This window comes from Pseudomonas sp. LS44, assembly GCF_024730785.1.
In the GTDB taxonomy this organism is placed as follows: domain Bacteria; phylum Pseudomonadota; class Gammaproteobacteria; order Pseudomonadales; family Pseudomonadaceae; genus Aquipseudomonas.
In genome coordinates this window covers 2,742,583-2,764,469 of the sequence record NZ_CP102830.1, presented here as the reverse complement: position 1 = coordinate 2,764,469, position 21,887 = coordinate 2,742,583, and the positions used below count along the sequence as shown (strand labels likewise).

At 61.4% G+C, this 21,887-nt stretch carries 19 protein-coding genes; all 19 read left to right on the top strand.

Features of this window, described 5'->3' with window-relative positions; all coding sequences use genetic code 11:
* The first annotated feature begins 3 nt into the window (after positions 1 to 3).
* The 19 genes from flgK (at position 4) to NVV93_RS12175 (ending at position 21,802) form a co-directional block, all read left to right on the top strand.
* Positions 4 to 2,049 carry a flagellar hook-associated protein FlgK gene (gene flgK / locus NVV93_RS12265; RefSeq protein ID WP_258250926.1) on the top strand — a complete coding sequence of 682 codons (2,046 nt, stop codon included), beginning with the start codon at positions 4 to 6 and terminating at the stop codon, positions 2,047 to 2,049.
* Positions 2,050 to 2,152: 103 nt separating this feature from the next.
* On the top strand, positions 2,153 to 3,433 hold the full coding sequence (flgL, locus tag NVV93_RS12260) for a flagellar hook-associated protein FlgL (RefSeq protein WP_258250925.1): 1,281 nt from the start codon (positions 2,153 to 2,155) through the stop codon (positions 3,431 to 3,433).
* 535 nt (positions 3,434 to 3,968) lie between these two features.
* The gene (locus NVV93_RS12255; protein WP_258250924.1) at positions 3,969 to 5,489 is read left to right on the top strand and encodes a flagellin; all 1,521 of its coding nucleotides are present in this window, start codon (positions 3,969 to 3,971) and stop codon (positions 5,487 to 5,489) included.
* Between the two features lie 74 nt (positions 5,490 to 5,563).
* A complete protein-coding gene (locus NVV93_RS12250) occupies positions 5,564 to 5,926 on the top strand; it encodes a flagellar protein FlaG (protein WP_258250923.1) in 363 nt (120 codons plus the stop codon).
* 67 nt (positions 5,927 to 5,993) lie between these two features.
* Positions 5,994 to 7,469: a flagellar filament capping protein FliD gene (fliD, locus tag NVV93_RS12245; RefSeq protein ID WP_258250922.1), complete on the top strand. Its 1,476-nt coding sequence runs from the start codon at positions 5,994 to 5,996 to the stop codon at positions 7,467 to 7,469.
* Between the two features lie 97 nt (positions 7,470 to 7,566).
* Complete coding sequence (fliS, locus tag NVV93_RS12240; RefSeq protein ID WP_258250921.1) at positions 7,567 to 7,947, top strand: flagellar export chaperone FliS; 381 nt, start codon at positions 7,567 to 7,569, stop codon at positions 7,945 to 7,947.
* Positions 7,948 to 7,971: 24 nt separating this feature from the next.
* Positions 7,972 to 8,256, top strand: a complete 285-nt coding sequence (locus tag NVV93_RS12235) for a flagellar protein FliT (RefSeq protein ID WP_258250920.1) — start codon at positions 7,972 to 7,974, stop codon at positions 8,254 to 8,256.
* 186 nt (positions 8,257 to 8,442) lie between these two features.
* Positions 8,443 to 9,915, top strand: a complete 1,473-nt coding sequence (locus NVV93_RS12230; RefSeq protein ID WP_258250919.1) for a sigma-54 dependent transcriptional regulator — start codon at positions 8,443 to 8,445, stop codon at positions 9,913 to 9,915.
* Between the two features lie 317 nt (positions 9,916 to 10,232).
* Entirely contained in the window at positions 10,233 to 11,447 is a 1,215-nt protein-coding gene (locus NVV93_RS12225) for a PAS domain-containing sensor histidine kinase (protein WP_258250918.1), read from the top strand.
* Entirely contained in the window at positions 11,447 to 12,862 is a 1,416-nt protein-coding gene (fleR, locus tag NVV93_RS12220; RefSeq protein WP_258250917.1) for a sigma-54-dependent response regulator transcription factor FleR, read from the top strand. Before NVV93_RS12225 ends, fleR begins: the two co-directional genes overlap by 1 nt.
* Before the next feature lie 245 nt (positions 12,863 to 13,107).
* Positions 13,108 to 13,437, top strand: coding sequence for a flagellar hook-basal body complex protein FliE (gene fliE / locus NVV93_RS12215; RefSeq protein ID WP_258250916.1), 330 nt, complete (start codon positions 13,108 to 13,110; stop codon positions 13,435 to 13,437).
* A 14-nt stretch (positions 13,438 to 13,451) separates the two neighbouring features.
* Positions 13,452 to 15,248, top strand: coding sequence for a flagellar basal-body MS-ring/collar protein FliF (gene fliF, locus NVV93_RS12210; protein ID WP_258250915.1), 1,797 nt, complete (start codon positions 13,452 to 13,454; stop codon positions 15,246 to 15,248).
* Complete coding sequence (gene fliG, locus NVV93_RS12205; protein ID WP_258250914.1) at positions 15,241 to 16,257, top strand: flagellar motor switch protein FliG; 1,017 nt, start codon at positions 15,241 to 15,243, stop codon at positions 16,255 to 16,257. Before fliF ends, fliG begins: the two co-directional genes overlap by 8 nt.
* A 116-nt stretch (positions 16,258 to 16,373) precedes the next feature.
* A complete protein-coding gene (fliH, locus tag NVV93_RS12200; RefSeq protein WP_258250913.1) occupies positions 16,374 to 17,189 on the top strand; it encodes a flagellar assembly protein FliH in 816 nt (271 codons plus the stop codon).
* Positions 17,179 to 18,537 (top strand): flagellar protein export ATPase FliI, encoded by a 1,359-nt coding sequence (gene fliI / locus NVV93_RS12195; protein WP_258250912.1) that lies wholly within the window; start codon positions 17,179 to 17,181, stop codon positions 18,535 to 18,537. Before fliH ends, fliI begins: the two co-directional genes overlap by 11 nt.
* 257 nt (positions 18,538 to 18,794) lie before the next feature.
* The gene (fliJ, locus tag NVV93_RS12190; protein WP_258250911.1) at positions 18,795 to 19,241 is read left to right on the top strand and encodes a flagellar export protein FliJ; all 447 of its coding nucleotides are present in this window, start codon (positions 18,795 to 18,797) and stop codon (positions 19,239 to 19,241) included.
* A gap of 157 nt (positions 19,242 to 19,398) precedes the next feature.
* Entirely contained in the window at positions 19,399 to 19,704 is a 306-nt protein-coding gene (locus NVV93_RS12185) for an STAS domain-containing protein (RefSeq protein WP_258250910.1), read from the top strand.
* 4 nt (positions 19,705 to 19,708) lie between these two features.
* A complete protein-coding gene (locus NVV93_RS12180) occupies positions 19,709 to 21,397 on the top strand; it encodes a fused response regulator/phosphatase (protein ID WP_258250909.1) in 1,689 nt (562 codons plus the stop codon).
* Between the two features lie 48 nt (positions 21,398 to 21,445).
* Positions 21,446 to 21,802 (top strand): Hpt domain-containing protein, encoded by a 357-nt coding sequence (locus NVV93_RS12175; RefSeq protein ID WP_258250908.1) that lies wholly within the window; start codon positions 21,446 to 21,448, stop codon positions 21,800 to 21,802.
* Positions 21,803 to 21,887: the final 85 nt, after the last annotated feature.

Genomic DNA, 21,887 nt, shown 5'->3' with positions numbered 1-21,887 from the left:
GCCATGGCTGATTTACTGAATATCGGGTTGTCCGGGCTGTCGTCGAGCAAGACTCAGCTGAGTGTCACCGGCCACAACATCACCAACGTCAACACCGCCGGCTACACCCGTCAGGATGCCGCGCAGGCCACGCGCACCCCGCAGTTCAGTGGCGTCGGCTACATCGGCTCGGGCACCACGCTGACGGAAATCCGTCGCAGCTACAGCGAATTCCTCACCACCCAGTTGCGCAGCAGCACCGCCCTGGGCGCCGACGTGGCGGCTTACAAGAGCCAGATCGACCAGCTCGATTCGCTGCTGGCCGGCTCGACCACCGGCATCACGCCGGCCATGCAGAAGTTTTTCTCGGCACTGCAGACCGCCGCCGAGGATCCGTCGAACATTCCCGCGCGGCAACTGGTGCTGTCCGAGGCCGAAGGTCTGGCGCGGCGCTTCAATACCGTTTATGACCGCCTCAACGAGCAGAACAACTTCACCAACAAGCAGATGAGTGCGGTGGGTGATCAGGTCAACCGATTGGCTACCTCGATTGCCAGCCTGAACGAGGCCATCGCCGTGGCCGGCTCCAACGGCAAGGCGCCCAACGATCTGCTCGATGCCCGCGACGAGGCGATCCGCCAGTTGTCGACCTTCATCGGCGTCAATGTGGTCGCCCAGGACGACGGCTCGCAGAACGTCTTCATCGGCTCCGGGCAACCCTTGGTGGTCGGCAGCAAAGCCAACACCCTGGAAGTCGTGCCGGGGCAGGGCGACCCGACGCGCTTCGAGGTGCAGTTCGTCAGCGGCGGCTCACGGCAGACCATCACCAGCCAGATCAGCGGCGGCGAACTGGGCGGCATCATCCGTTACCGCGGCGAAGTGCTCGACAGCACGATGAACTCGCTGGGGCGGCTGGCGCTGGCGGTCACCGATCAGGTCAATAGCCAGTTGGCGAACGGCCTGGACCTCAAGGGGCAAGTCGGCGCCAAGCTGTTTGGCGACTACAACGAGGCCGGCCTGGCGCAACTGCGGGTGTTGAGCTTTACCGGCAACACCGGCTCCGCGGTGCCGCAGTTGAACATCGGCGATACCAGCAAACTGACCACCAGCGACTACCGCTTGGAGTTCGACGGTACCCAGTACACCGCCCGGCGCCTCAGCGACAACGCGATGATGACCGTGAGCGGCACCGGCGCGCCGGGTGACCCGTTGCGCCTGAGCGACAGCAGCGGAACCGATCAGGGTTTCGAGGTGGTGCTAAACGGCGCCTCGAACAGTGGCGACAAATACCTGCTGCAGCCGACCCGGCGCGCTGCCGGGACCATTGCCGAGACGCTCGATCAGCCTGATCAACTGGCTTTCGCTGCGCCAGTGCGTGCGGTGAGCGGTTCGCTGGATGCCAACGGCACTATCACCGGCAGCAATCGTGGCACGGGCGCGATCAGTCAGCCCGACCTGCAGGGTGGGCTGAATCTGGCCAGTCTCAGCGGCGCGCTGCCGGTCAGCCTGGTCTATGACGCGACCACCCAGAACTTCACCCTGCCGGTTGGTGCCACGCTGACGCGGATCAACCCCAACGATGGCACGCCGGCCACGCCGACCACTTTCCAGAGTGGTCAGCTCAACAGTTACGAATTGCAGTTAGCCGACGGCAGTACCGTGCGTCTGAGCCTGAGCGGGCGCCCGGAGAATGGCGACACCTTCAGCCTGGCGCTGAACGACAAGGGCGTCTCCGATAACCGCAACGCGTTGAAGCTGGCGGACCTGCAATCCAAGGCGACCATTGGCGTCGATCCAAACTCGCCGGGCACCACCGGAGTGACGTTCTCCGATGGCTACGGCGATCTGGTCGAGCGCGTTGGCACGTTGGCGGCGCAGGCCAACCAGGACAGCGAAGCGACCACGGCGATCCTCAAGCAAGCCACGGACAACCGCGACTCGCTGTCGGGCGTCAACCTCGATGAAGAGGCGGCCAACCTGATCAAGTTCGAGCAGTACTACAACGCCTCGGCGCAGATCATTCAAGTTGCCCGCAGTCTGTTCGATACCTTGATCAACACGTTCCGCTGAGATGAACCGTAGGGTGGAAAACCGCGCAGCGTTTTCCACCAAAACACGCAGTTAACGGTGGATGCGAAAAGCGGCATCCACCCCTAGGAGAAAGGGCTTCGCCATGCGTATATCGACCATCCAGGCGTTCAACAATGGCGTATCGGGTCTGCAGCGCAACTATGCCAACGCGACCCGCACCCAGGAACAGATCAGCACCGGTAATCGCATCCTCACCCCGGCTGACGATCCGGTGGCTTCGGTGCGCCTGTTGCAGCTGGAACAGCAGCAAAACGTCTTGGCTCAGTACAACTCCAACCTCACCGCGGCGCAGAACAGCCTGAACCAGGAAGAGTCTACCCTCAACTCGGTGAACACCGTGTTGCAGCGCGTGCGAGAACTGACCGTCCAGGCGGGTAACGGTGCTTTGAGCCAACACGACCGGCAATCCATCGCCGCCGAGCTGGGTGAGCGCGAAGACGAGCTGCTCGGCCTGATGAACACCCGCAACGCGCGCGGCGAATACCTGTTCTCCGGTTTCCAGGGCAAGACCCAGCCGTTCTTGCGCAGTGCCGACGGCAGCTACGTGTATCAGGGCGACGACGGGCAGCGGAAACTGCAGGTTGCTAGCTCGTTGCAGCTGCCGATCAGCGACAGTGGCCGCGCGGTATTCGAGAGCGCCACCAACGCCGCTCGCCTGACCGTCACCGGTACGCCGGCGGGCACCATCAGCGGGGCGCTGGTCGACGACGAAGTGTCGTTCGCCAGTTTCCCGCAGTACGGTGTGCAAATCGATATCGACGCGGCCGATCCGAGCCGCTACACGATTAGCAAAATCACCACGCCAGCCGATCCCATCACGACGCCACCGACTCCGGCGGTGTTGGATGCGACTAGTGCGGTCACCGGCCAACTGATCCAGGACAAGGACAATCTGCTGCATTACAACGGCACGGCCTTCTACGTGAATGGAGTACCACCGGCCGGTTCGACCTTCACCGTCTTGCCGCCGGACTCGGACCCAAGCACCGCGCCGGCCACCAAGGTCGGCATCCTCAATACCATCGCCACGCTGCGCAAGGCGCTGGAAGATGGCGTTGACTCCCCGCAGGGCAACCGTGACGTGCGCGACGCCATCGCCCTGGGGCTGACCAATATCGACAACGGCATGACCACCGTTGACCTCACTCGTGGCCAGATCGGCGCACGCTTGAACGTGGTGGACTCGACCATGGCCGACAACGAAGACGTCACCCTGGTCAACAAAGGCGTGCAGGCCGATCTGCGTGAGCTGGACTACGCCGAAGCGCTGTCGCGCCTGTCGTTCCAGCAGATCATCTTGCAGGCGGCGCAGCAGAGTTACGTGAAAATCAGCGGCTTGAACCTGTTCAACTATCTGGGCTGAGCCCAAGGGTGGGTTAGCCGCGCAGCGGCGTAACCCACCACGCTTTCCATCGCGCCTCTCACCATGCCCAAAACCAAACCATGGATCTTGATGGTTCCCACGCTCCTGCGTGGGAACCCAGTCGGGGGACGCTCCGCGTCCCGAGACCTAGACGCAGGAGCGTCTGGGGCGGCGTTCCCCGCGGAGCGTGGGAACGATCAAGCCTGGTGCGGGGCTTGGTGGGTTACGTCGATGTAGGAGCGAATTTATTCGCGATGGCAATGACACGGTATTGCCCAGGTTCGCGGATAAATCCGCTCCCACAGAAACAAAGCCGCGCCGAAAAACTCGATCAATCATGGATTTTTGCCAATTTATATTCGCAACTTACTGTTTTAAAACAAGAAAAAATATAACAGGAGAAATCCAAAAAAAACTTAAAGCTCCCCCCGCAAGCGCCGATACAAATCACGAATGCGAACTTTAAGGGTGCCTGGGCATTGCCCACCCAAGCTCGCAAGCTCAGGCAAATACTTAGTCCTCGGAGGACACCATCATGGCTTTGACCGTCAATACAAACATTGCGTCCCTGAACACCCAGCGCAATCTGAGCGGCACTTCCAATGCCCTTTCCACTGCGATGGAGCGCCTGTCCACCGGTTCGCGCATCAACAGCGCCAAGGACGATGCTGCCGGTCTGCAGATCTCCAACCGTCTGACCAGCCAGATCAGCGGTCTGAATGTCGCGGTCCGTAACGCCAACGACGGCATCTCCCTGTCGCAAACCGCTGAAGGTGCGCTGCAACAGTCCACTAACCTGCTGCAACGCATGCGTGACCTGTCGCTGCAATCGGCCAACGGCTCCAACAGCGCCGAAGACCGCTCCTCCCTGCAGAAAGAGGTCACCCAACTGCAGAGCGAGCTGTCGCGCATTGCCGACACCACCACCTTCGGTGGCCGCAAGGTGCTGGATGGCACTTTCGGTACCTCCAGCTTCCAGGTGGGCGCCAACGCCAACGAAACCATCGACGTTACCCTGACCAGCGCTGCGGCAGACAAGCTGGGCAGTCACACCATCAAATCCAATGGCTCCATTTCGGCTGGTGCTGCTTCTGCAGCTGCAGCTACCGCTGGGGCTAACGGCCTGGATGCGCAGACTCTCACCATTACCGGCTTCAATGGTCAGAAGTCGGTGGCCACTGCTGCTGATGATTCCGCGAAAGTCGTCGCGGATAAGATCAATGCCGAAACGGCGAGCACGGGTGTCAAGGCCCAGGCCAAAACCGGTGTCCAGTTGAGCGGTCTGGCTCAGACTGGCGTGGTTTCCTTCAAGCTCACCGGCTCGAATTCGACTGCGGTCGATATCAGCGCCAACATCACCGACAAGAACGATCTGTCCAGCCTGGTCGACGCGATCAATGCCAAGTCTGCGGACACTGGAATCACTGCGTCTGCCTCCGCGATGAAGGATGGCAAGCTGGTGCTGGAGAGTAAGGCTGGTCTCGATATCAAGCTTCAGGATTTCATTGTCGCGGACGGGTCGGGCGCTGCGGGTGCCAACGTTGATGCCACCACCATCGTGAAGGCTCAAGCGCTGAAGTCGGATGGAACATATGCTGCAGCTGTGAATTTGGATGAAGGTGCAGCAGCAAACGACTCGACCACCATCAGCGGTTTCGTCACGATGAGCTCCACCAAGTCCTTCGCTGTTAACGGCGGTACCGCAGAGTTCCTGGGTAGCGCTGCTGCGAACTCCAGCCTGAGCACCGTTGCCAAGGTGGATATCACCACTGCCTCTGGCGCTCAGGATGCGATCGCGGTGATCGATGCGGCCATGGCTCAGATCGACGACCAGCGCTCCAGCCTCGGTGCTGTGCAAAACCGCTTCGACAACACCATCGCCAACCTGCAGAACATCTCGGAAAACGCCTCGGCTGCCCGCAGCCGTATCAAGGACACCGACTACGCGGCGGAAACCGCCAACCTGTCGAAGCAGCAGGTACTGCAGCAAGCCGGCACCGCAATCCTGGCCCAGGCCAAGCAACTGCCGCAGGCTGTCCTCTCCCTCCTGCAGTAATCGGATTGGGTTGAGGCAAGCACAAGGAGGAAGGGGCAACCCTTCCTCCTTTTCCTCTTGGGAGGTCAAAAATTATGGACATTTCGAAACTGTCTTCCAACCTGTCAGCGGTCTCCGCCGGACTCGACGCGCCACGTACGGGCGTTTCTTCCAGGCAGAAAACCGATCTGTCGGCAGCATTGGTTACGGAGCAAGGCAGCGGTAATCCTGGCTCGCAGGGCGATATCGATACGGCCGTGGCGAACATGTCCTCGTTCGTCCAGAGCGTGCAGCGCAACCTGGATTTCAGCGTCGATGACACCACTGGCGATGTAGTCATCAAGGTGGTCGATCGCGATTCCGGAAAGCTGGTGCGGCAGATTCCATCCGAAGAGGCACTGCGCCTGTCGGAGCAATTGGAAGAGCTGCGCAGTCTGATGTTCGAGACTCGTGCGTAGTGGCACGTTTCTTGTTTCTCTAGTTTTAAGGCAATTGGTTCAGACGTTTTATTGACGGAGGTGAGAAATGGCAGGCATTACCGGTATCGGTTCCGGCATGGATATCGACAGTATCGTCAGCGCCATGGTCACTGCCGAAAAGACGCCGAAGCAGAACCAACTCAACACGGTCGAAAAGAAAGCGACTACGCAGTTGACCAGCCTGGGTCAGTTGAAAGGGGCCATCAGCACCTTTCAGACGGCACTGGCGGCATTGAACAGCTCGTCCAGCTTTTTAGCGCGCAGTGTTACGGCCTCCGATGCCAAGGTTCTTACGCCTTCCGCGAGCCAGAGTGCCGCGGCGGGAACCTATCAGGTATCCGTCAGCCAACTGGCCGTCAGCAGTAAGGTGGCTCTTGCTGCTGTTCCTGCAGACAGCACCAAGACGCTTTCCAGCGGGACCCTTGAAATCAAGGTGGGCTCCACCACCGCACTCAAGATTGACGTCGGCTCCGGCAATAACACGCTTGCCGGCATCCGCGATGCCATCAACAAGTCAGGGGCGGGCGTCACTGCCAGTATCGTCACCGACGATAAGGGTGCGCGGTTGACGCTGACCAGCAACAAGGCAGGGGATGGTAACGACATTACCGTCAAGGCCACTAATGTCGGTACGGATGGCGACAGCTCCCTAAGTCTGTTGACGTTCAACGGCAGTGCTGGTGCTCCGGTTGCCACGGACTATGCAGGCGGAGAAGGCGACGCCGACTATCAAGCGGCGCTGCAAGCTTTCAATACTGCAAGCGGCTCCGGCAGTTCCGGCAAGGTGATCGCTGAGGCGAAAAGTGCTCAGTTGACTATCGATGGTCTTTCAATCACGCGAGACAGTAATTCAATTGACGGTGCTATTGAGGGAGTCAGCTTCAACCTGCTGACCACTGGCACCAGCAATCTGACTGTTGCCAGGGACGAAGCGGGCGTTAAATCCAAGGTACAGAGCTTTGTTGATGCCTATAACACGATGATGGGCTTCATCAATACACAGACCAAGGTCACTACGGTTACCGACAACGATGCTCCGGTGGTGGGCGCACTAGTCGGTGACAGCTCGGTCCGCGCGCTCGTGAATGTGGTCCGCAACGAGCTCGTTGCGGCACAAGACGGTACGGTCAAGGTTCTTACCAATTTAGGAATTACCACTCAGCAGGATGGGACCCTAAAAGTTGACTCGGACAAACTTGGTAAGGCCATTAGCAATGATTATGAGGGTGTTGCAAAGTACTTCACCGGCGACAGCGGATTAGCAGCGCGGTTGGGTAACAAGCTCAAGGCATATACCGAAACCGACGGCATTCTTGAGCAGCGGACAGATATGCTTCAGGCAACTCTCGATAAGGTCGACAAGCAGAACGAAGATCTCACGACCCGAATGAATGCTCTTAGCGAGCGTCTCTACAAGCAGTTCAATGCCATGGACTCTTTGGTAGCGCAGCTGACAAACACCAGTAATAGTCTGACTTCGCTTTTCGAGAATATGCCGGGGTTCGTCACTTCCAAGGAGTGATAAGTCCATTTCAGAGCATTCTTGGAGAATTTTTCGATAAAGTTACGCGCCTCGTTGCCGATACAAGTATCAGTAGCGATTAACGAGGAGTCCTGTCATGAACGCGATGCTGGCCATGAAGCAGTACCAACGAGTGAGTGTCCAAAGCGAAGTGTTCGAGGCCAGCCCGCACCGTCTGATCCAGATGTTGATGCAGGGTGCCTTGGAGCGGATCGCTCAGGCTCGCGGCGCCATCGAGCGCAATCTGTTTGCTGAAAAAGGCGAGTTGATTGGCAAGGCGATTTCCATCGTCGGCGGATTGCGTGAGCCGCTGGATCATGAGGTTGGTGGGGAGCTTTCACAGAATCTCGATAGCCTGTATGACTATATGATCCGCCGTCTGCTGGAAGCCAACCGGCAGAACGATGTCGGTCGCCTGGATGAGGTGTCCGGCCTGTTGCGTGAAATCAAGTCGTCTTGGGACGCCATCGCCCCTTAAGTCGGAGTCGTTATGATCAGCCCAATGCAGCAACTGGAAGACACTCAGTGTGCGTTGCTCTCAGCAGTCGATGCCGAGGACTGGGGGCGCGTTGCCGAGCTGGATGTGCTCTGCCGACAACATGTGACCGAGGCTATGCAGGCCGGTGATGTAGACCAACAGCGTTTGCGCGGGGCTTTCGAAAATCTGCTGGCGTTGTACGCTTCGATGATCGAACGTTGCCAGCAGCGTCGCGACGAAATAGGCAACGAGCTTGTAGCGGTTAATCGCGGCAATAAAGGCGCAAAGGTTTATCAGCTGTTCGGCTAATCTGCATTTCTCCCGCTTTTTTCCTCCAGATGTGGGCAGCAACTCGTCGGAGGAATCAAAAAAATCACGCCATTAAATTGACTATCGTCGAGTTTTTGACTTTACTACTGGCCAAGTGCCGGCATTTCTTAGTTTTTCTCCGATGCCGCTTCATTTCTCGGGCCCACTGGAAAGATCGAATAACAAATGTGGCGTGAAACCAAGATTCTATTGATTGATGACAACAGTGAGCGCCGGCGGGATATGGCGGTCATCCTCAATTTCCTCGGTGAAGAACATCTTGCTACCGCTAGCGCCAATTGGCGCGATGCGGTCGCTCCGCTTTCCAGTAGCCGTGACGTTCTCTGCGTGCTGCTTGGCGATGTAACGGCTAAGGGCGGCGCGCTGGAGTTGCTCAAGCAACTGAACGGCTGGGATGAGTTGGTGCCCTTGCTGTTGTTGGGCGACTCGGTATCGCCTGAGTGGCCCGAAGAGCTGCGCCGCCGCGTGCTGGCCAGTCTCGAATCGCCGCCGAGCTACAACAAACTCCTCGACTCTTTGCACCGCGCCCAGGTTTATCGCGCGATCTACGATCAAGCCCGCGACCGCGGTCGGTCGCGTGAACCCAACCTGTTCCGCAGCCTGGTCGGTACCAGTCGGGCCATCGGTCAGGTGCGTCAAATGATGCAGCAAGTCGCCGACACCGAAGCCAGCGTGTTGATCCTCGGCGAGTCGGGCACCGGCAAAGAAGTCGTCGCGCGCAACTTGCACTATCACTCCAAGCGCCGCGATGCGCCGTTCGTGCCGGTCAACTGCGGCGCGATTCCCGCAGAGCTGCTGGAGAGCGAATTGTTCGGCCACGAGAAGGGCGCGTTCACCGGCGCCATCACCAGCCGGGCAGGGCGTTTCGAACTGGCCAATGGCGGCACGCTGTTCCTCGACGAGATCGGCGATATGCCCCTGCCAATGCAGGTCAAGCTGTTGCGGGTCCTGCAGGAACGCACGTTCGAGCGCGTCGGCAGCAACAAGACGCAATCGGCCGACGTTCGCATCATTGCCGCGACGCACAAGAATCTTGAACAGATGATTGAAGCGGCCACTTTCCGCGAAGATCTGTATTACCGCCTTAACGTGTTCCCCATCGAAATGGCGCCGCTGCGCGAGCGGGTGGAAGACATTCCGCTGCTGCTCAACGAGCTGATTTCGCGCATGGAAGTGGAGAAGCGCGGTTCGATCCGCTTCAACTCCGCGGCCATCATGTCGCTCTGCCGTCATGATTGGGCGGGCAACGTGCGCGAGCTGGCCAACCTGGTCGAGCGCATGGCGATCATGCATCCGTACGGAGTGATCGGCGTCAGCGAGCTGCCGAAGAAATTCCGGCATGTCGATGAAGAGGACGAGCAATTGGCCGAGAGCCTGCGCGACGAGCTCGAAGAACGCGCAGCGATCGTTGCCGGTCTGCCCGGAATCTCTGCTCCGGCGCTGCTGCCGAGCGAAGGGCTCGATCTCAAGGATTACCTCGGTAATCTCGAGCAGGGCCTGATTCAGCAAGCCCTGGACGACGCGGGCGGCGTGGTTGCGCGTGCCGCCGAACGTTTGCGCATTCGCCGCACCACCCTGGTGGAGAAGATGCGCAAGTACAGCATGAGTCGCCGCGACGAAGAGATCGAACAGGACTGAACGGCGGGCGGGCGTCTGCTCGCCTTTCGCGTAGCCCGGATGCAATCCGGGAGCGGGGTTCCTCGGTTCCCGGATTGCATCCGGGCTACGTCATCGATGCATTACCACTTTTCCCTCTCCCCAGCCCTCTCCCATAAATGGGAGAGGAGGCAGTTCGGTGTTTCCAGCGCATGGGTCATTCCAGCGCTCGGATAGCCGAATATTTGACGCTAATTAGCTAACTTACTGATAAATAACGTAAATAAATTCAGGCACGACGTTTGCTATAGCTCAGTCGACTAACCGTTTTACCGGCGGTTCGAGACAGAGAGATGCGCATGAGCCAACCCGCAGCAGTACTCCAGCCTGACGTCGACAGCACCGCTGCCGTGGAGTTTGACGGCCGTGCCGGTCTTGAACAGGCGTTTGCCATGTTCAATCAGATGTCCACCCAGCTCAGCGATTCCTACAACCTGTTGGAAGCGCGGGTGACCGAGTTGAAAGGCCAACTGGCCTTGGTCAGTGCGCAACGAATGCAGGAGTTGGCCGAGAAGGAGCGCCTGGCGCACCGTCTGCAAAGTCTGCTCGATCTGCTGCCTGGCGGCGTCATCGTCATCGATGGGCACGGCGTGGTGCGCGAAGCCAATCCAGTGGCGCGCAATCTGCTCGGTCAGCCGCTGGCGGGCATGCTCTGGCGTCAGGTAATTGCCCGGTGTTTCGCGCCGCGTGAAGACGACGGCCACGAGATTTCCCTGAAAGATGGTCGGCGCTTGTCGATCGCCACGCGTTCGCTTTCAGGTGAGCCGGGGCAACTGGTGCTGCTGACCGACCTCACCGATACCCGTCGCTTGCAGGACCAGCTGGCTCGCCATGAGCGGCTCTCTTCGCTGGGGCGGATGGTCGCCTCGCTGGCGCATCAGATCCGTACACCGCTGTCGGCTGCCTTGCTGTATGCCAGTCATCTCACCGATCAAGTGCTGGAAGTGGAGCAGCAGCAACGCTTCGCCGGTCGCCTCAAAGAACGTCTGCATGAGTTGGAGCATCAGGTGCGCGACATGCTGGTGTTCGCTCGCGGCGATCTACCGTTGCCCGATCGCCTGGCTCCCAAGGCGCTGTTCGACGCCTTGCGCGCGGCCGCCGAGGTCCATGTCAGTGGCATGCAAGTGCGTTGGCAGTGCGACAGCCACGCCGGCGAATTGCTCTGTAATCGCGACACCTTGGTCGGTGCGGTGCTCAACCTGGTCGGCAACGCGATCCAGGCGGCCGGTCGCGAGGCGCGCTTGAAGATTCATCTGTCCAACCGCGGCAACTGCCTGCGGCTGTGCGTCAGCGACAACGGCCCGGGAATCGATGCCGCGACTCTGGCGCGTCTGGGCGAACCCTTCTTCACCACCAAAACCACCGGTACTGGCCTCGGCCTGGCGGTGGTCAAGGCGGTGGCGCGTGCGCACCAGGGCGAGCTGCGGTTCAGCTCGCGGCCTGGGCGCGGAACCTGCGCAATTCTTCTGCTGCCGCTGATTCCTGCGGCACAACCGATTCTGGAGCAATGCTGATGACTGCCAAAGTCCTGCTGGTCGAAGACGACCGCGCGCTGCGCGAGGCCCTGGCCGACACCCTGCTGATCGGCGGGCACGCCTATCTGGCGGTCGACTGTGCCGAGGCGGCGCTTGAAGCCCTGGGCCGTGACACGTTCAGCCTGGTGGTCAGCGACGTCAATATGCCGGGCATGGACGGCCATCAATTGCTCGGGCGCATTCGTGCGCAGTATCCGCAGTTGCCGGTCTTGTTGATGACCGCCTTCGGTGCGGTCGAGCGGGCGGTGGATGCGATTCGCCAGGGTGCGGCGGACTATCTGGTCAAACCCTTCGAGCCGCAGGCGCTGCTGGAACTGGTCGCGCGCCATGCCCTGGGTCACGTAGGTCGCAGTGAGGGCGAAGGCCCGGTTGCAACGGAGCCGGCCAGCCGACAACTGCTCGAGTTGGCCACGCGCGTGGCGCAGAGTGATTCCACGGTGCTCATCACCGGTGAATCCGGGACCGGCAAGGAAGTCCTGGCGCGCTATATCCACCAGCAGTCGCCGCGCGTAGCCAAGCCCTTCATCGCCATCAACTGTGCGGCGATTCCCGACAACATGCTCGAGGCCACCTTGTTCGGCCACGAGAAGGGCGCGTTTACTGGTGCCATCTCCACCCAGCCGGGCAAATTCGAGTTGGCTGACGGCGGGACCATTCTGCTCGACGAAATTTCCGAAATGCCGCTGGGCTTGCAGGCCAAGCTGCTGCGCGTGCTGCAAGAGCGTGAAGTGGAGCGGGTCGGCGCGCGTAAGCCGATCACCCTGGATATCCGCGTGCTGGCCACCAGCAACCGCGACCTGGCCAGCGAAGTAGCGGCGGGGCGCTTCCGTGAGGATTTGTACTACCGACTTTCGGTATTCCCGCTGGCTTGGCGCCCGCTGCGCGAGCGTACCGCTGACATTCTGCCACTGGCCGAACGGCTACTAGCCAAGCACGCCAAAAAAATGAATCAGGCCGGCGTGCGTCTGTCGGCGGATGCCCAGCGCTGTCTGGTCGGACATGTCTGGCCGGGCAATGTGCGCGAACTGGACAACGCGATTCAGCGCGCGCTGATTCTTCAGCAGGGTGGCCTGATCCAGCCACAGGATTTGTGCCTGACCACGCCGATCGGCTTCGCGCCGTTGCCGACCCCGCAGGTCATGTCGATGTCCATGTCAGCGCCAGCCAGCCCGGTGCGGCTGGTGGAAACGCCGCCCGCCGAGGCCGCTGGCGTGCTGGGCGAAGACATGCGCCGTCACGAGTACCAGATGATCATCGACACCCTGCGTTCCGAGCGCGGCCGGCGTAAGGAAGCTGCCGAGCGTCTAGGCATCAGCCCGCGCACCCTGCGCTACAAGCTGGCCCAGATGCGCGACGCCGGTATGGATGTCGAGGCTTATCTGTTCGCCTCGTAGGATGGATCGAGCGTAGCGAGGCAGCTCGTCAGACCAGTCCCATGCGGGTTGCACCCGCGCTACGAAGCAGATGTCCGTGTAGGCGCGAATTTATTCGCGAAAGCCGGTAAAGCCATCGCGAATGAATTCGCTCCTACGGTCGCGTAGGGAGCCCTACAAAGCCTCGGATGTTTGGCACCCTTGTTGCAATAACCCCGGCATAGCGCCATGCGGTGTCAAAAAAACCGCGGCCGGTGGAGGAAGTTATGAGCCAGGGTGTCGAATTCAATCGTCTGATGTTGGAAATGCGCTCCATGCAAATGGAGGCAATGGCGCGCAGCAAGCCGGTGGTCGCCACTCCCGAGCCGGGCGCGCCGAGCTTTTCCGACATGCTTGGTCAGGCGGTGAACAAGGTCAACGAGACCCAGCAGACGTCCAACCAGATGGCCGAAGCCTTCGAGATCGGCAAGAGCGGGGTTGATCTGACCGACGTGATGATCGCCTCGCAGAAAGCCAGCGTGTCGTTCCAGGCCATGACTCAGGTACGCAACAAGCTGGTCCAGGCCTACCAAGACATCATGCAAATGCCAGTGTGAGGCGCGAGTAACCCATGGCTGACGCAGTGATCAGTAACGTCCCCGCCAAGGCGGACGCCCAGGAGCCAAAGAAGCCGCTGTTCGGTTTGTCGTTCCTGGAAAACCTCTCCGACATGAGCATGCTGCGGCAAATCGGTCTGCTGGTCGGCCTGGCCGCCAGCGTCGCCATCGGCTTTGCCGTGGTGCTGTGGTCGCAACAGCCAGATTACCGTCCGCTGTTCGCCAACCTGGCCGGGATGGACGCCAACCAGGTCACTGAAACCCTGGCCAACGCCGACATCAAGTACACCATCGAACCGAACTCTGGCGCCTTGCTGGTCAAGGCCGACGACTTGGCCCGTGCCCGCATGAAGCTGGCCAGCGCCGGCATCGCCCCGCAGGACGCCAATATCGGTTTTGAAATTCTCGATAAAGAGCAAGGCCTGGGCACCAGCCAGTTCATGGAGGCCACCCGTTACCGTCGCGGCCTGGAAGGCGAGCTGGCGCGTACCGTGTCGAGCCTCAACAACGTCAAGGGTGCCCGCGTGCACCTGGCGATTCCGAAAAGCTCGGTGTTCGTTCGTGACGAACGCAAACCCAGCGCCTCGGTGCTGGTCGAGTTGTATCCAGGGCGTTCGCTGGAGCCGAGCCAGGTGATGGCGATCATCAACCTGATCTCCACCAGCGTGCCGGAACTGAACAAGTCGCAAGTCACCGTCGTCGACCAGAAGGGCAACCTGCTGTCCGACCAGCAGGAGCTATCCGAGCTGAGCATGGCCGGCAAGCAATTCGACTTCACCCGGCGTATGGAAGGCAGTCTGACCCAGCGGGTCGACAACATATTGCGTCCGGTACTGGGTGGCGATCGCTTCAAAGCCGAAGTGTCCGCCGACGTCGATTTCAGTGCGGTGGAATCGACCGCGGAAATGTTCAACCCCGATCAGCCGGCGCTGCGCAGCGAGCAGAAAGTCAACGAAGAACGCCAGAGCAGCCTGCCGCCCCAAGGCGTGCCGGGCGCGCTGTCCAATCAGCCGCCGGCCCCCGGCAGCGCGCCGCAGCAAGCCAATGCGCCGGCCGCGCCCGCTGCCTCCGGGCCGGTTGCCGCCGGCCAGCCGCTGCTCGATGCCAACGGCCAACAGATCATCGACCCGGCTACCGGCTTGCCGAAACTGGCGCCGTATCCGGCTGACAAACGCGAACAGTCGACCCGCAACTTCGAGCTGGACCGTTCGATCAGCCACACCAAGCAGCAACAGGGCCGCGTGCGGCGGATTTCTGTCGCGGTAGTGGTCGATGATCAGATCAAGGTCGACGCGCAATCCGGTGAAACCACTCGCGTGCCGTGGAGCACCGCCGATATCGCCCGCTTCACGCGTCTGGTGCAGGACGCGGTCGGCTTCGATGCCAGCCGCGGCGACAGCGTCAGCGTCATCAATACGCCGTTCACCGCCAGCCAGAACGATGAAGTCATCGATATCCCGTTCTACACCCAACCGTGGTTCTGGGATGTGGTCAAGCAAGTGCTTGGTGTGCTGTTCATCCTGGTTCTGGTGTTCGGTGTGCTGCGTCCGGTACTCAACAACATCACTGGCCACAGCAAGGGCAAGGAGCTCGCCTTGGCCGGTGGCGGGGATATGGCGCTGGGTGAAATGGGCGGTCTGGACGGCGAACTGTCGGCTGACCGGGTCAGCCTCGGCGGCCCGCAACGCATCATGTTGCCGAGCCCGACTGAAGGTTTCGATGCGCAATTGAATGCGATCAAGGGTCTGGTAGCCGAGGACCCGGGTCGCGTGGCTCAAGTAGTCAAAGACTGGATCAACGCCGATGAATGAAGCTCGCGTCGCCACCAAGCTGAACAAGGTCGAGAAGGCCGCGATTTTGCTGCTTTCGCTCGGCGAGACCGATGCCGCCCAGGTGCTGCGCCACCTCGGGCCGAAGGAAGTGCAGAAGGTCGGTATGGCCATGGCTCATATGCGCAACGTGCAGCGCGATCAGGTCGAGCAGGTAATGGGCGAGTTCGTCGAAATTGTCGGCGATCAGACCAGTCTGGGCGTCGGCGCCGACAGCTACATCCGGCGCATGCTGACCCAGGCGCTCGGCGAGGATAAAGCCGGTGGCCTGATCGATCGGATCCTGCTCGGCGGCAGCACCAGCGGCCTGGACAGCCTGAAGTGGATGGAGCCGCGCGCCGTGGCCGACGTGATCCGCTACGAACACCCGCAGATCCAGGCCATCGTGGTCGCCTACCTCGATCCCGATCAGGCCGGCGAAGTCCTTGGTCACTTCGACCACAAGGTGCGCCTGGACATCGTCCTGCGCGTCTCCTCGCTGAACACCGTGCAGCCGGCGGCGCTCAAGGAACTCAACCTGATCCTCGAGAAGCAGTTCTCCGGCAATGCCAACACCTCGCGGGCGACCATGGGTGGCGTCAAGCGTGCGGCGGACATCATGAACTTCCTCGACAGCTCGATCGAAGGCCAACTGATGGACTCGATCCGCGAGATGGATGCCGACCTGTCGACCCAGATCGAGGACCTGATGTTCGTCTTCGACAACCTCGGCGATGTCGACGACCGCGGCATCCAGGCGTTGCTGCGCGAAGTATCGTCCGAAGTGCTGGTGCTGGCGCTCAAGGGTGCCGACGATCCGGTCAAGGAAAAGGTCTTCAAGAACATGTCCAAGCGCGCCGCCGAACTGCTGCGCGACGACTTGGAAGCCCGCGGCCCGGTGCGCGTCAGTGATGTCGAGACCGCGCAGAAGGAAATCCTGACCATTGCCCGGCGCATGGCCGAGGCCGGCGAAATCGTCTTGGGCGGCAAAGGCGGCGAGGAGATGGTGTAAGCCGGCTCGCCGTATAGCCCGGACTGCATCCGGGCCACATGTAGGTTGGCGCTGAGCGCAGCGATGCCCAACACGCGATAGATCGGCCGAAAACAAATCACAAGCGAACCCAAACCATGTCGACCAAGGACACCCCCAGCGAACTGATTCGTGCCAAGGACGTCAGCGCCTTCGATCGCTGGGCTTTGCCGAGCTTCGACGCGGAAATCGAGCAGGCTGTCGCTGAGGACGTGCCAGCCGCCAGCGAGACGGCGGAACCTAGCGAAGCGAGCGAAATCGCGCAGAGCGAAGAAGTCCCGCTCGAAGCGGTCAAACCGTTGACGTTGGACGAACTCGAAGCGATCCGCCAGGACGCCTACAACGAAGGTCTGGCGACCGGCGAAAAAGACGGCTTTCGCGCCGGCCAGCTGCGGGCCAAACAGGAAGCCGATGTGGCCCTGGCCGCCAAGCTCGGTAGCCTGGAAAGCGTCATGCAGCAGTTGTTCGAGCCGATTGCCGAGCAGGATCTGGAGCTTGAGCGGATGCTCGTCAATCTGGTCAGCCACATGGCGCGTCAGGTCATCCAGCGCGAGTTGGTTAGCGACTCCAGCCAGATCCGTCATGTGCTGCGCGAGGCGCTCAAGCTGCTGCCGATGGGTGCCGGCAACATCCGCATCCATATCAATCCGCAGGATTTCGCGGTGGTCAAAGCCCTGCGCGACCGCCATGAAGAGAGCTGGCGGATTCTCGAGGACGAAGCGCTGTTGCCCGGTGGCTGCCGCATCGAGACCGAGCACAGCCGCATCGATGCGAGCATCGAGACGCGTCTGAACCAAGCCATCCAGCAGCTCTTCGAACAGCAGCGCGAACAGGCGGTGCATCCATTGCCAGCCGACATCGGCATCGATCTGGGCGCCGAGTCGGGCAGCCGGGAAGCCGCGCATGCGTCTTGAGCGCACCAGTTTTACCAAGCGCCTGGCCGGCTACGCCGATGCCGTGCAGTTGCCCGCCCAGCCGGTGGTCGAAGGCCGCCTGCTGCGCATGGTCGGCTTGACTCTGGAAGCCGAGGGCCTGCGCGCCGCGGCGGGTAGCCGCTGCCTGGTGATCAACGATGGCGACTATCACCCGGTGCAGGTCGAGGCCGAAGTGATGGGTTTTTCCGGCAATAAAATCTTCCTCATGCCGGTCGGCAGCCTCGCCGGCATCGCGCCGGGTGCCCGCGTGGTGCCGCTACCGGATACCGGCCGCTTACCGATGGGCATGAGCATGCTCGGCCGGGTGCTGGATGGCGCCGGCAATGCGCTGGACGGCAAAGGCCGGATGCGCGCCGAAGACTGGGTGCCGATGGACGGCCCAACCATCAACCCGCTCAAACGCCATCCGATCAGCGAGCCGCTAGACGTCGGTATCCGCAGCATCAACGGTTTGTTGACGGTCGGCCGTGGCCAGCGTCTCGGCCTGTTCGCCGGTACCGGCGTGGGCAAATCGGTGCTGCTGGGGATGATGACGCGCTTCACCGAGGCGGAAATCATCGTCGTCGGGCTGATCGGCGAGCGGGGCCGCGAGGTCAAGGAATTCATCGAGCACATCCTCGGCGAGGAAGGCCTCAAGCGCTCGGTGGTGGTCGCTTCGCCCGCCGACGATGCGCCGCTGATGCGTTTGCGCGCCGCGATGTATTGCACGCGGATCGCCGAATATTTCCGCGACAAGGGCAAGAACGTCCTGCTGCTGATGGACTCGCTGACCCGCTACGCCCAGGCGCAGCGCGAAATCGCCCTGGCCATCGGCGAGCCGCCGGCGACCAAGGGCTATCCGCCCTCGGTATTCGCCAAGCTGCCCAAGCTGGTCGAGCGCGCCGGTAATGCGGAGGAGGGCGGCGGCTCGATCACCGCGTTCTACACCGTGCTGTCTGAAGGTGATGACCAGCAAGACCCGATCGCCGACGCCGCGCGGGGTGTGCTCGATGGGCACTTCGTACTGTCGCGGCGACTGGCTGAGGAAGGTCACTATCCGGCCATTGATATCGAAGCCTCGATCAGCCGGGTCATGCCGCAAGTGGTTAGCGAGGAGCACATGCGCCAGGCGCAGCGCTTCAAACAACTGTGGTCGCGCTATCAGCAGAGTCGCGATCTGATCAGCGTTGGTGCCTATGCGCCGGGCGGCGATCCGGACACCGATCTGGCTATCGCCCGTTTGCCGGCGATGCAGCAGTACTTGCGCCAAGGCTTGCGGCAAAGCGAAAGCTTGGCACAGAGCTCGGCCCAGTTGACCGGGGTTTTCGGGCCGGTTAAGGGGGACTGAGACTTGGCGAACAGCCGTAGGACGGGTGCGACCCGCGCAATGTGGTCTTCGGCGGGTTGCACCCGCCCTACGCATCGGCCCCGTGGGGTGGATGGCCACCCCGTGGAAAACCGCGCAGCGTTTTCCACCACTGCAGTGGTGGATGTGCAAAGCGACATCCACCCTGCAACCTGCGCTCAGTCCGTAGCCCGGATGCAATCCGGGAGCGCGTGCAACGCCATGCCCCGGATTGCATCCGGGCTACGGTGGGAACAGCCATGACCCTCAGTCGCGCCAAGCGTCTGCAGCCGGTCATCGAGATGGCCGAGCGTGCCGAGCGCGAAGCGGCGCGCCAGCTGGGGAAGTTGCAAGGGTTGCTCAGCCAGGCGGAGGCCAAGCTGGGTGAGCTCGAGCGGTTTCGCGCCGACTACCAGCAACAATGGATCACTGAAGGCCAGCGCGGCGTTTCCGGGCAATGGCTGATGAACTACCAACGCTTTCTGTCGCAACTGGAAACCGCAATCGGACAGCAGCGGCAAAGCACCACCTGGCACCGCGATAACCTGAGCAAGGCGCGCGAAGTCTGGCAACAGCGCTATGCGCGCCTGGAGGGCCTGCGCAAGCTGGTGCAGCGTTATCAGGACGAGGCACGCCTGGCTGCCGACAAGCGCGAGCAACGCTTGCTCGATGAACTGTCGCAGCGTCTCAGGCAGCATGAGCAGTAGCGCATAGGGCAGAACTGGCGAGGTCGATCACCGCCAAGCGTGTCAGGCGCGAGGGAACCGCGCAGGAATATGTCGGCAGTGGTTGCCGGCATCGGCGCTGAGTGCTAAATCTTCCACCCGTGTTACCCGAATTTTCCGTCGCACTAAGGAGTTCCATATGGCGATCACCGCGCAACCCTCGACCGATGGCCAGGAGCTGACCATTTCGATTCAGGGGCGTTTCGACTTCGGTGCCCATCAAGAATTTCGCGACGCCTACGAGCGGGTGAGCAGCTCGCCCAAGCGCTATGTCATCGACCTCGAGGGCACCACCTACCTCGACAGTTCGGCGCTCGGCATGCTGCTCCTGCTGCGTGATCACGCCGGTGGCGACCATGCGCAGATTCGTCTGGTGAACTGCAATCCGGACGTTCGCAAGATCCTCGCCATTTCCAATTTCGAGCAACTGTTCAAGATCGCCTGAGCCCATGTCTACGCGTCTGTCCATTCTGATCGCCGAGGACAACGCCGCCGATCGCATGCTGCTGTCGACCATCGTCAATCGCCAGGGGCACCGTGTGCTCACCGCCGGCAACGGCCTGGAAGCGGTCGCCCTGTTCGAGCAGGAACGCCCGGACATGGTCCTGATGGACGCGTTGATGCCGGTGATGGATGGCTTCGAAGCCGCTCGGCGCATCAAGCAATCCGCCGGCGAAGCGCTGGTGCCGATCATCTTCCTCACCTCGCTGACCGAGGGCGAAGCGCTGGTGCGCTGCCTGGAGGCCGGCGGCGACGACTTTCTCGCCAAGCCCTACAACCGGGTGATCCTCGAAGCCAAGATCAACGCCATGGACCGCCTGCGCCGCTTACAGGCCACCATGCTGGAACAGCGCGACCTGATCGCCCGGCACAACGAGCACTTGTTGTCCGAGCAGCGGGTCGCCAAGGCGGTGTTCGACAAGGTGGCGCACTCCGGTTGCCTCGACGCGCCGAACATCCGCTATCTGCAATCGCCTTACGCGTTGTTCAACGGTGATTTGCTGTTGGCCGCCTACAAGCCTTCTGGCGGTATGCACGTGCTGCTTGGCGACTTCACCGGCCACGGCCTGCCGGCGGCGATTGGCGCAATGCCGCTGGCCGAGGTGTTTTATGGGATGACCGCCAAGGGCCATTCCATGACCGAAATCCTTCGCGAGATGAATGCCAAGCTCAAACGCATCCTGCCGCGCGGGGTGTTCTGCTGCGCCATGCTGGTGAATATCAGTTTCCAGCGGCGCACTCTGAAGGTCTGGAACGGCGGTCTGCCAGACGGCTATCTGCTGCGCCAAGGTGGCGAGCGGGTGCCGTTGGTGTCGCGCCATCTACCGTTGGGCGTGCTGGAGCCGGAGGCCTTCAGCGATGCCTGCGAGATTTATCCGCTGGAGCTGGATGACCGCTTGTTCCTGCTTTCCGATGGGGTCCTCGAGGCGCAGGACGGTGAGGGGCGGATGTTTGGCGACGAGCGTCTGCAAGCGGTGCTCGCCGCCAATCACGAGCCCGAGCAGCTGTTCGCGGAAGTCCAGCAGGCCCTGACCCGCTTTCGCGGCGAGGCGCAGGACGACATCAGCATGATCGAGGTGCGCCTGGTCGACGATGCCGACCTGCCGCGCCCGCCGCTGGCCTTTGTCGACAGCGGCCAGAGCAGCCCGTTGGACTGGGCGGCGAGCTTCGAATTCCGTGCCGAGACCTTGCGCCGTTTCAATCCACTGCCGTTTCTCTTGCAGTTGCTCCTCGAAGTACGCGGGCTGCGCGCCCAAGGCGGAGCGCTCTACAGCGTGCTCGCCGAGCTGTATTCGAATGCCCTGGAGCACGGCGTGATGGGTCTGGATTCGACCCGTAAGCGCGATGCCGATGGCTTCGCCGACTATTACCGCGAGCGCAGTGCGCGGCTGGCCAATTTGGATCAGGGTTTTGTGCGCTTTCATCTGCACGTGCAGCCGGATGCCAGCGGTGGCTGCCTGGAAGTGCGCGTCGAAGACAGCGGCAGCGGTTTCGATTTCGCCGCCGAGCTGCTGCAGCATCAAGCGCCGAGTAGCTTTAGCGGCCGCGGTTTGCGGCTGGTTCGCGAGCTGGTCGAGCACTGTTCCTGGACCGATGACGGGCGAGTGATCTGCGTAAAATTCCGCTGGTCTGAGTAATCCGCGCTTCTCAGGCATAATCACGCCACATCATCAGGGAGAGAGACGGTGGCTGAGTCGCATCTCGACAGCAATGTGCTGTTGGCCTTGCAAGACGTCATGGAAGACGAATATCCGCTGCTGCTGGATACCTTCTTGGCTGATTCCGAAGAACGCCTGCGCTCGTTGCAGGCGGCCTCGCAGCACGCCGATGCGCAAGCGATGCGCTTGGCCGCGCACAGCTTCAAGGGCAGCTGCAGCAATATGGGCGCCCGTTTGCTGGCAGGCCTGTGCAAGCAGCTCGAAGACCTGGCCCGCCAGGAGCGATTGGACCAGGCGCCGGCGGTCATCGAGCAGATCGAGCGCGAGTTCGCCATCGTGCGCATCCTCTGCAAGGTCGAACGCCAGCGCTATCAGCTGCGTTAGTTAGCGCTCCCAGTCCCCTCGTTTGCCGGCATCGAAAAGCTGGCCCGAGCCTTGCTATATCCCAGGCACGACCCATCCCTAACGG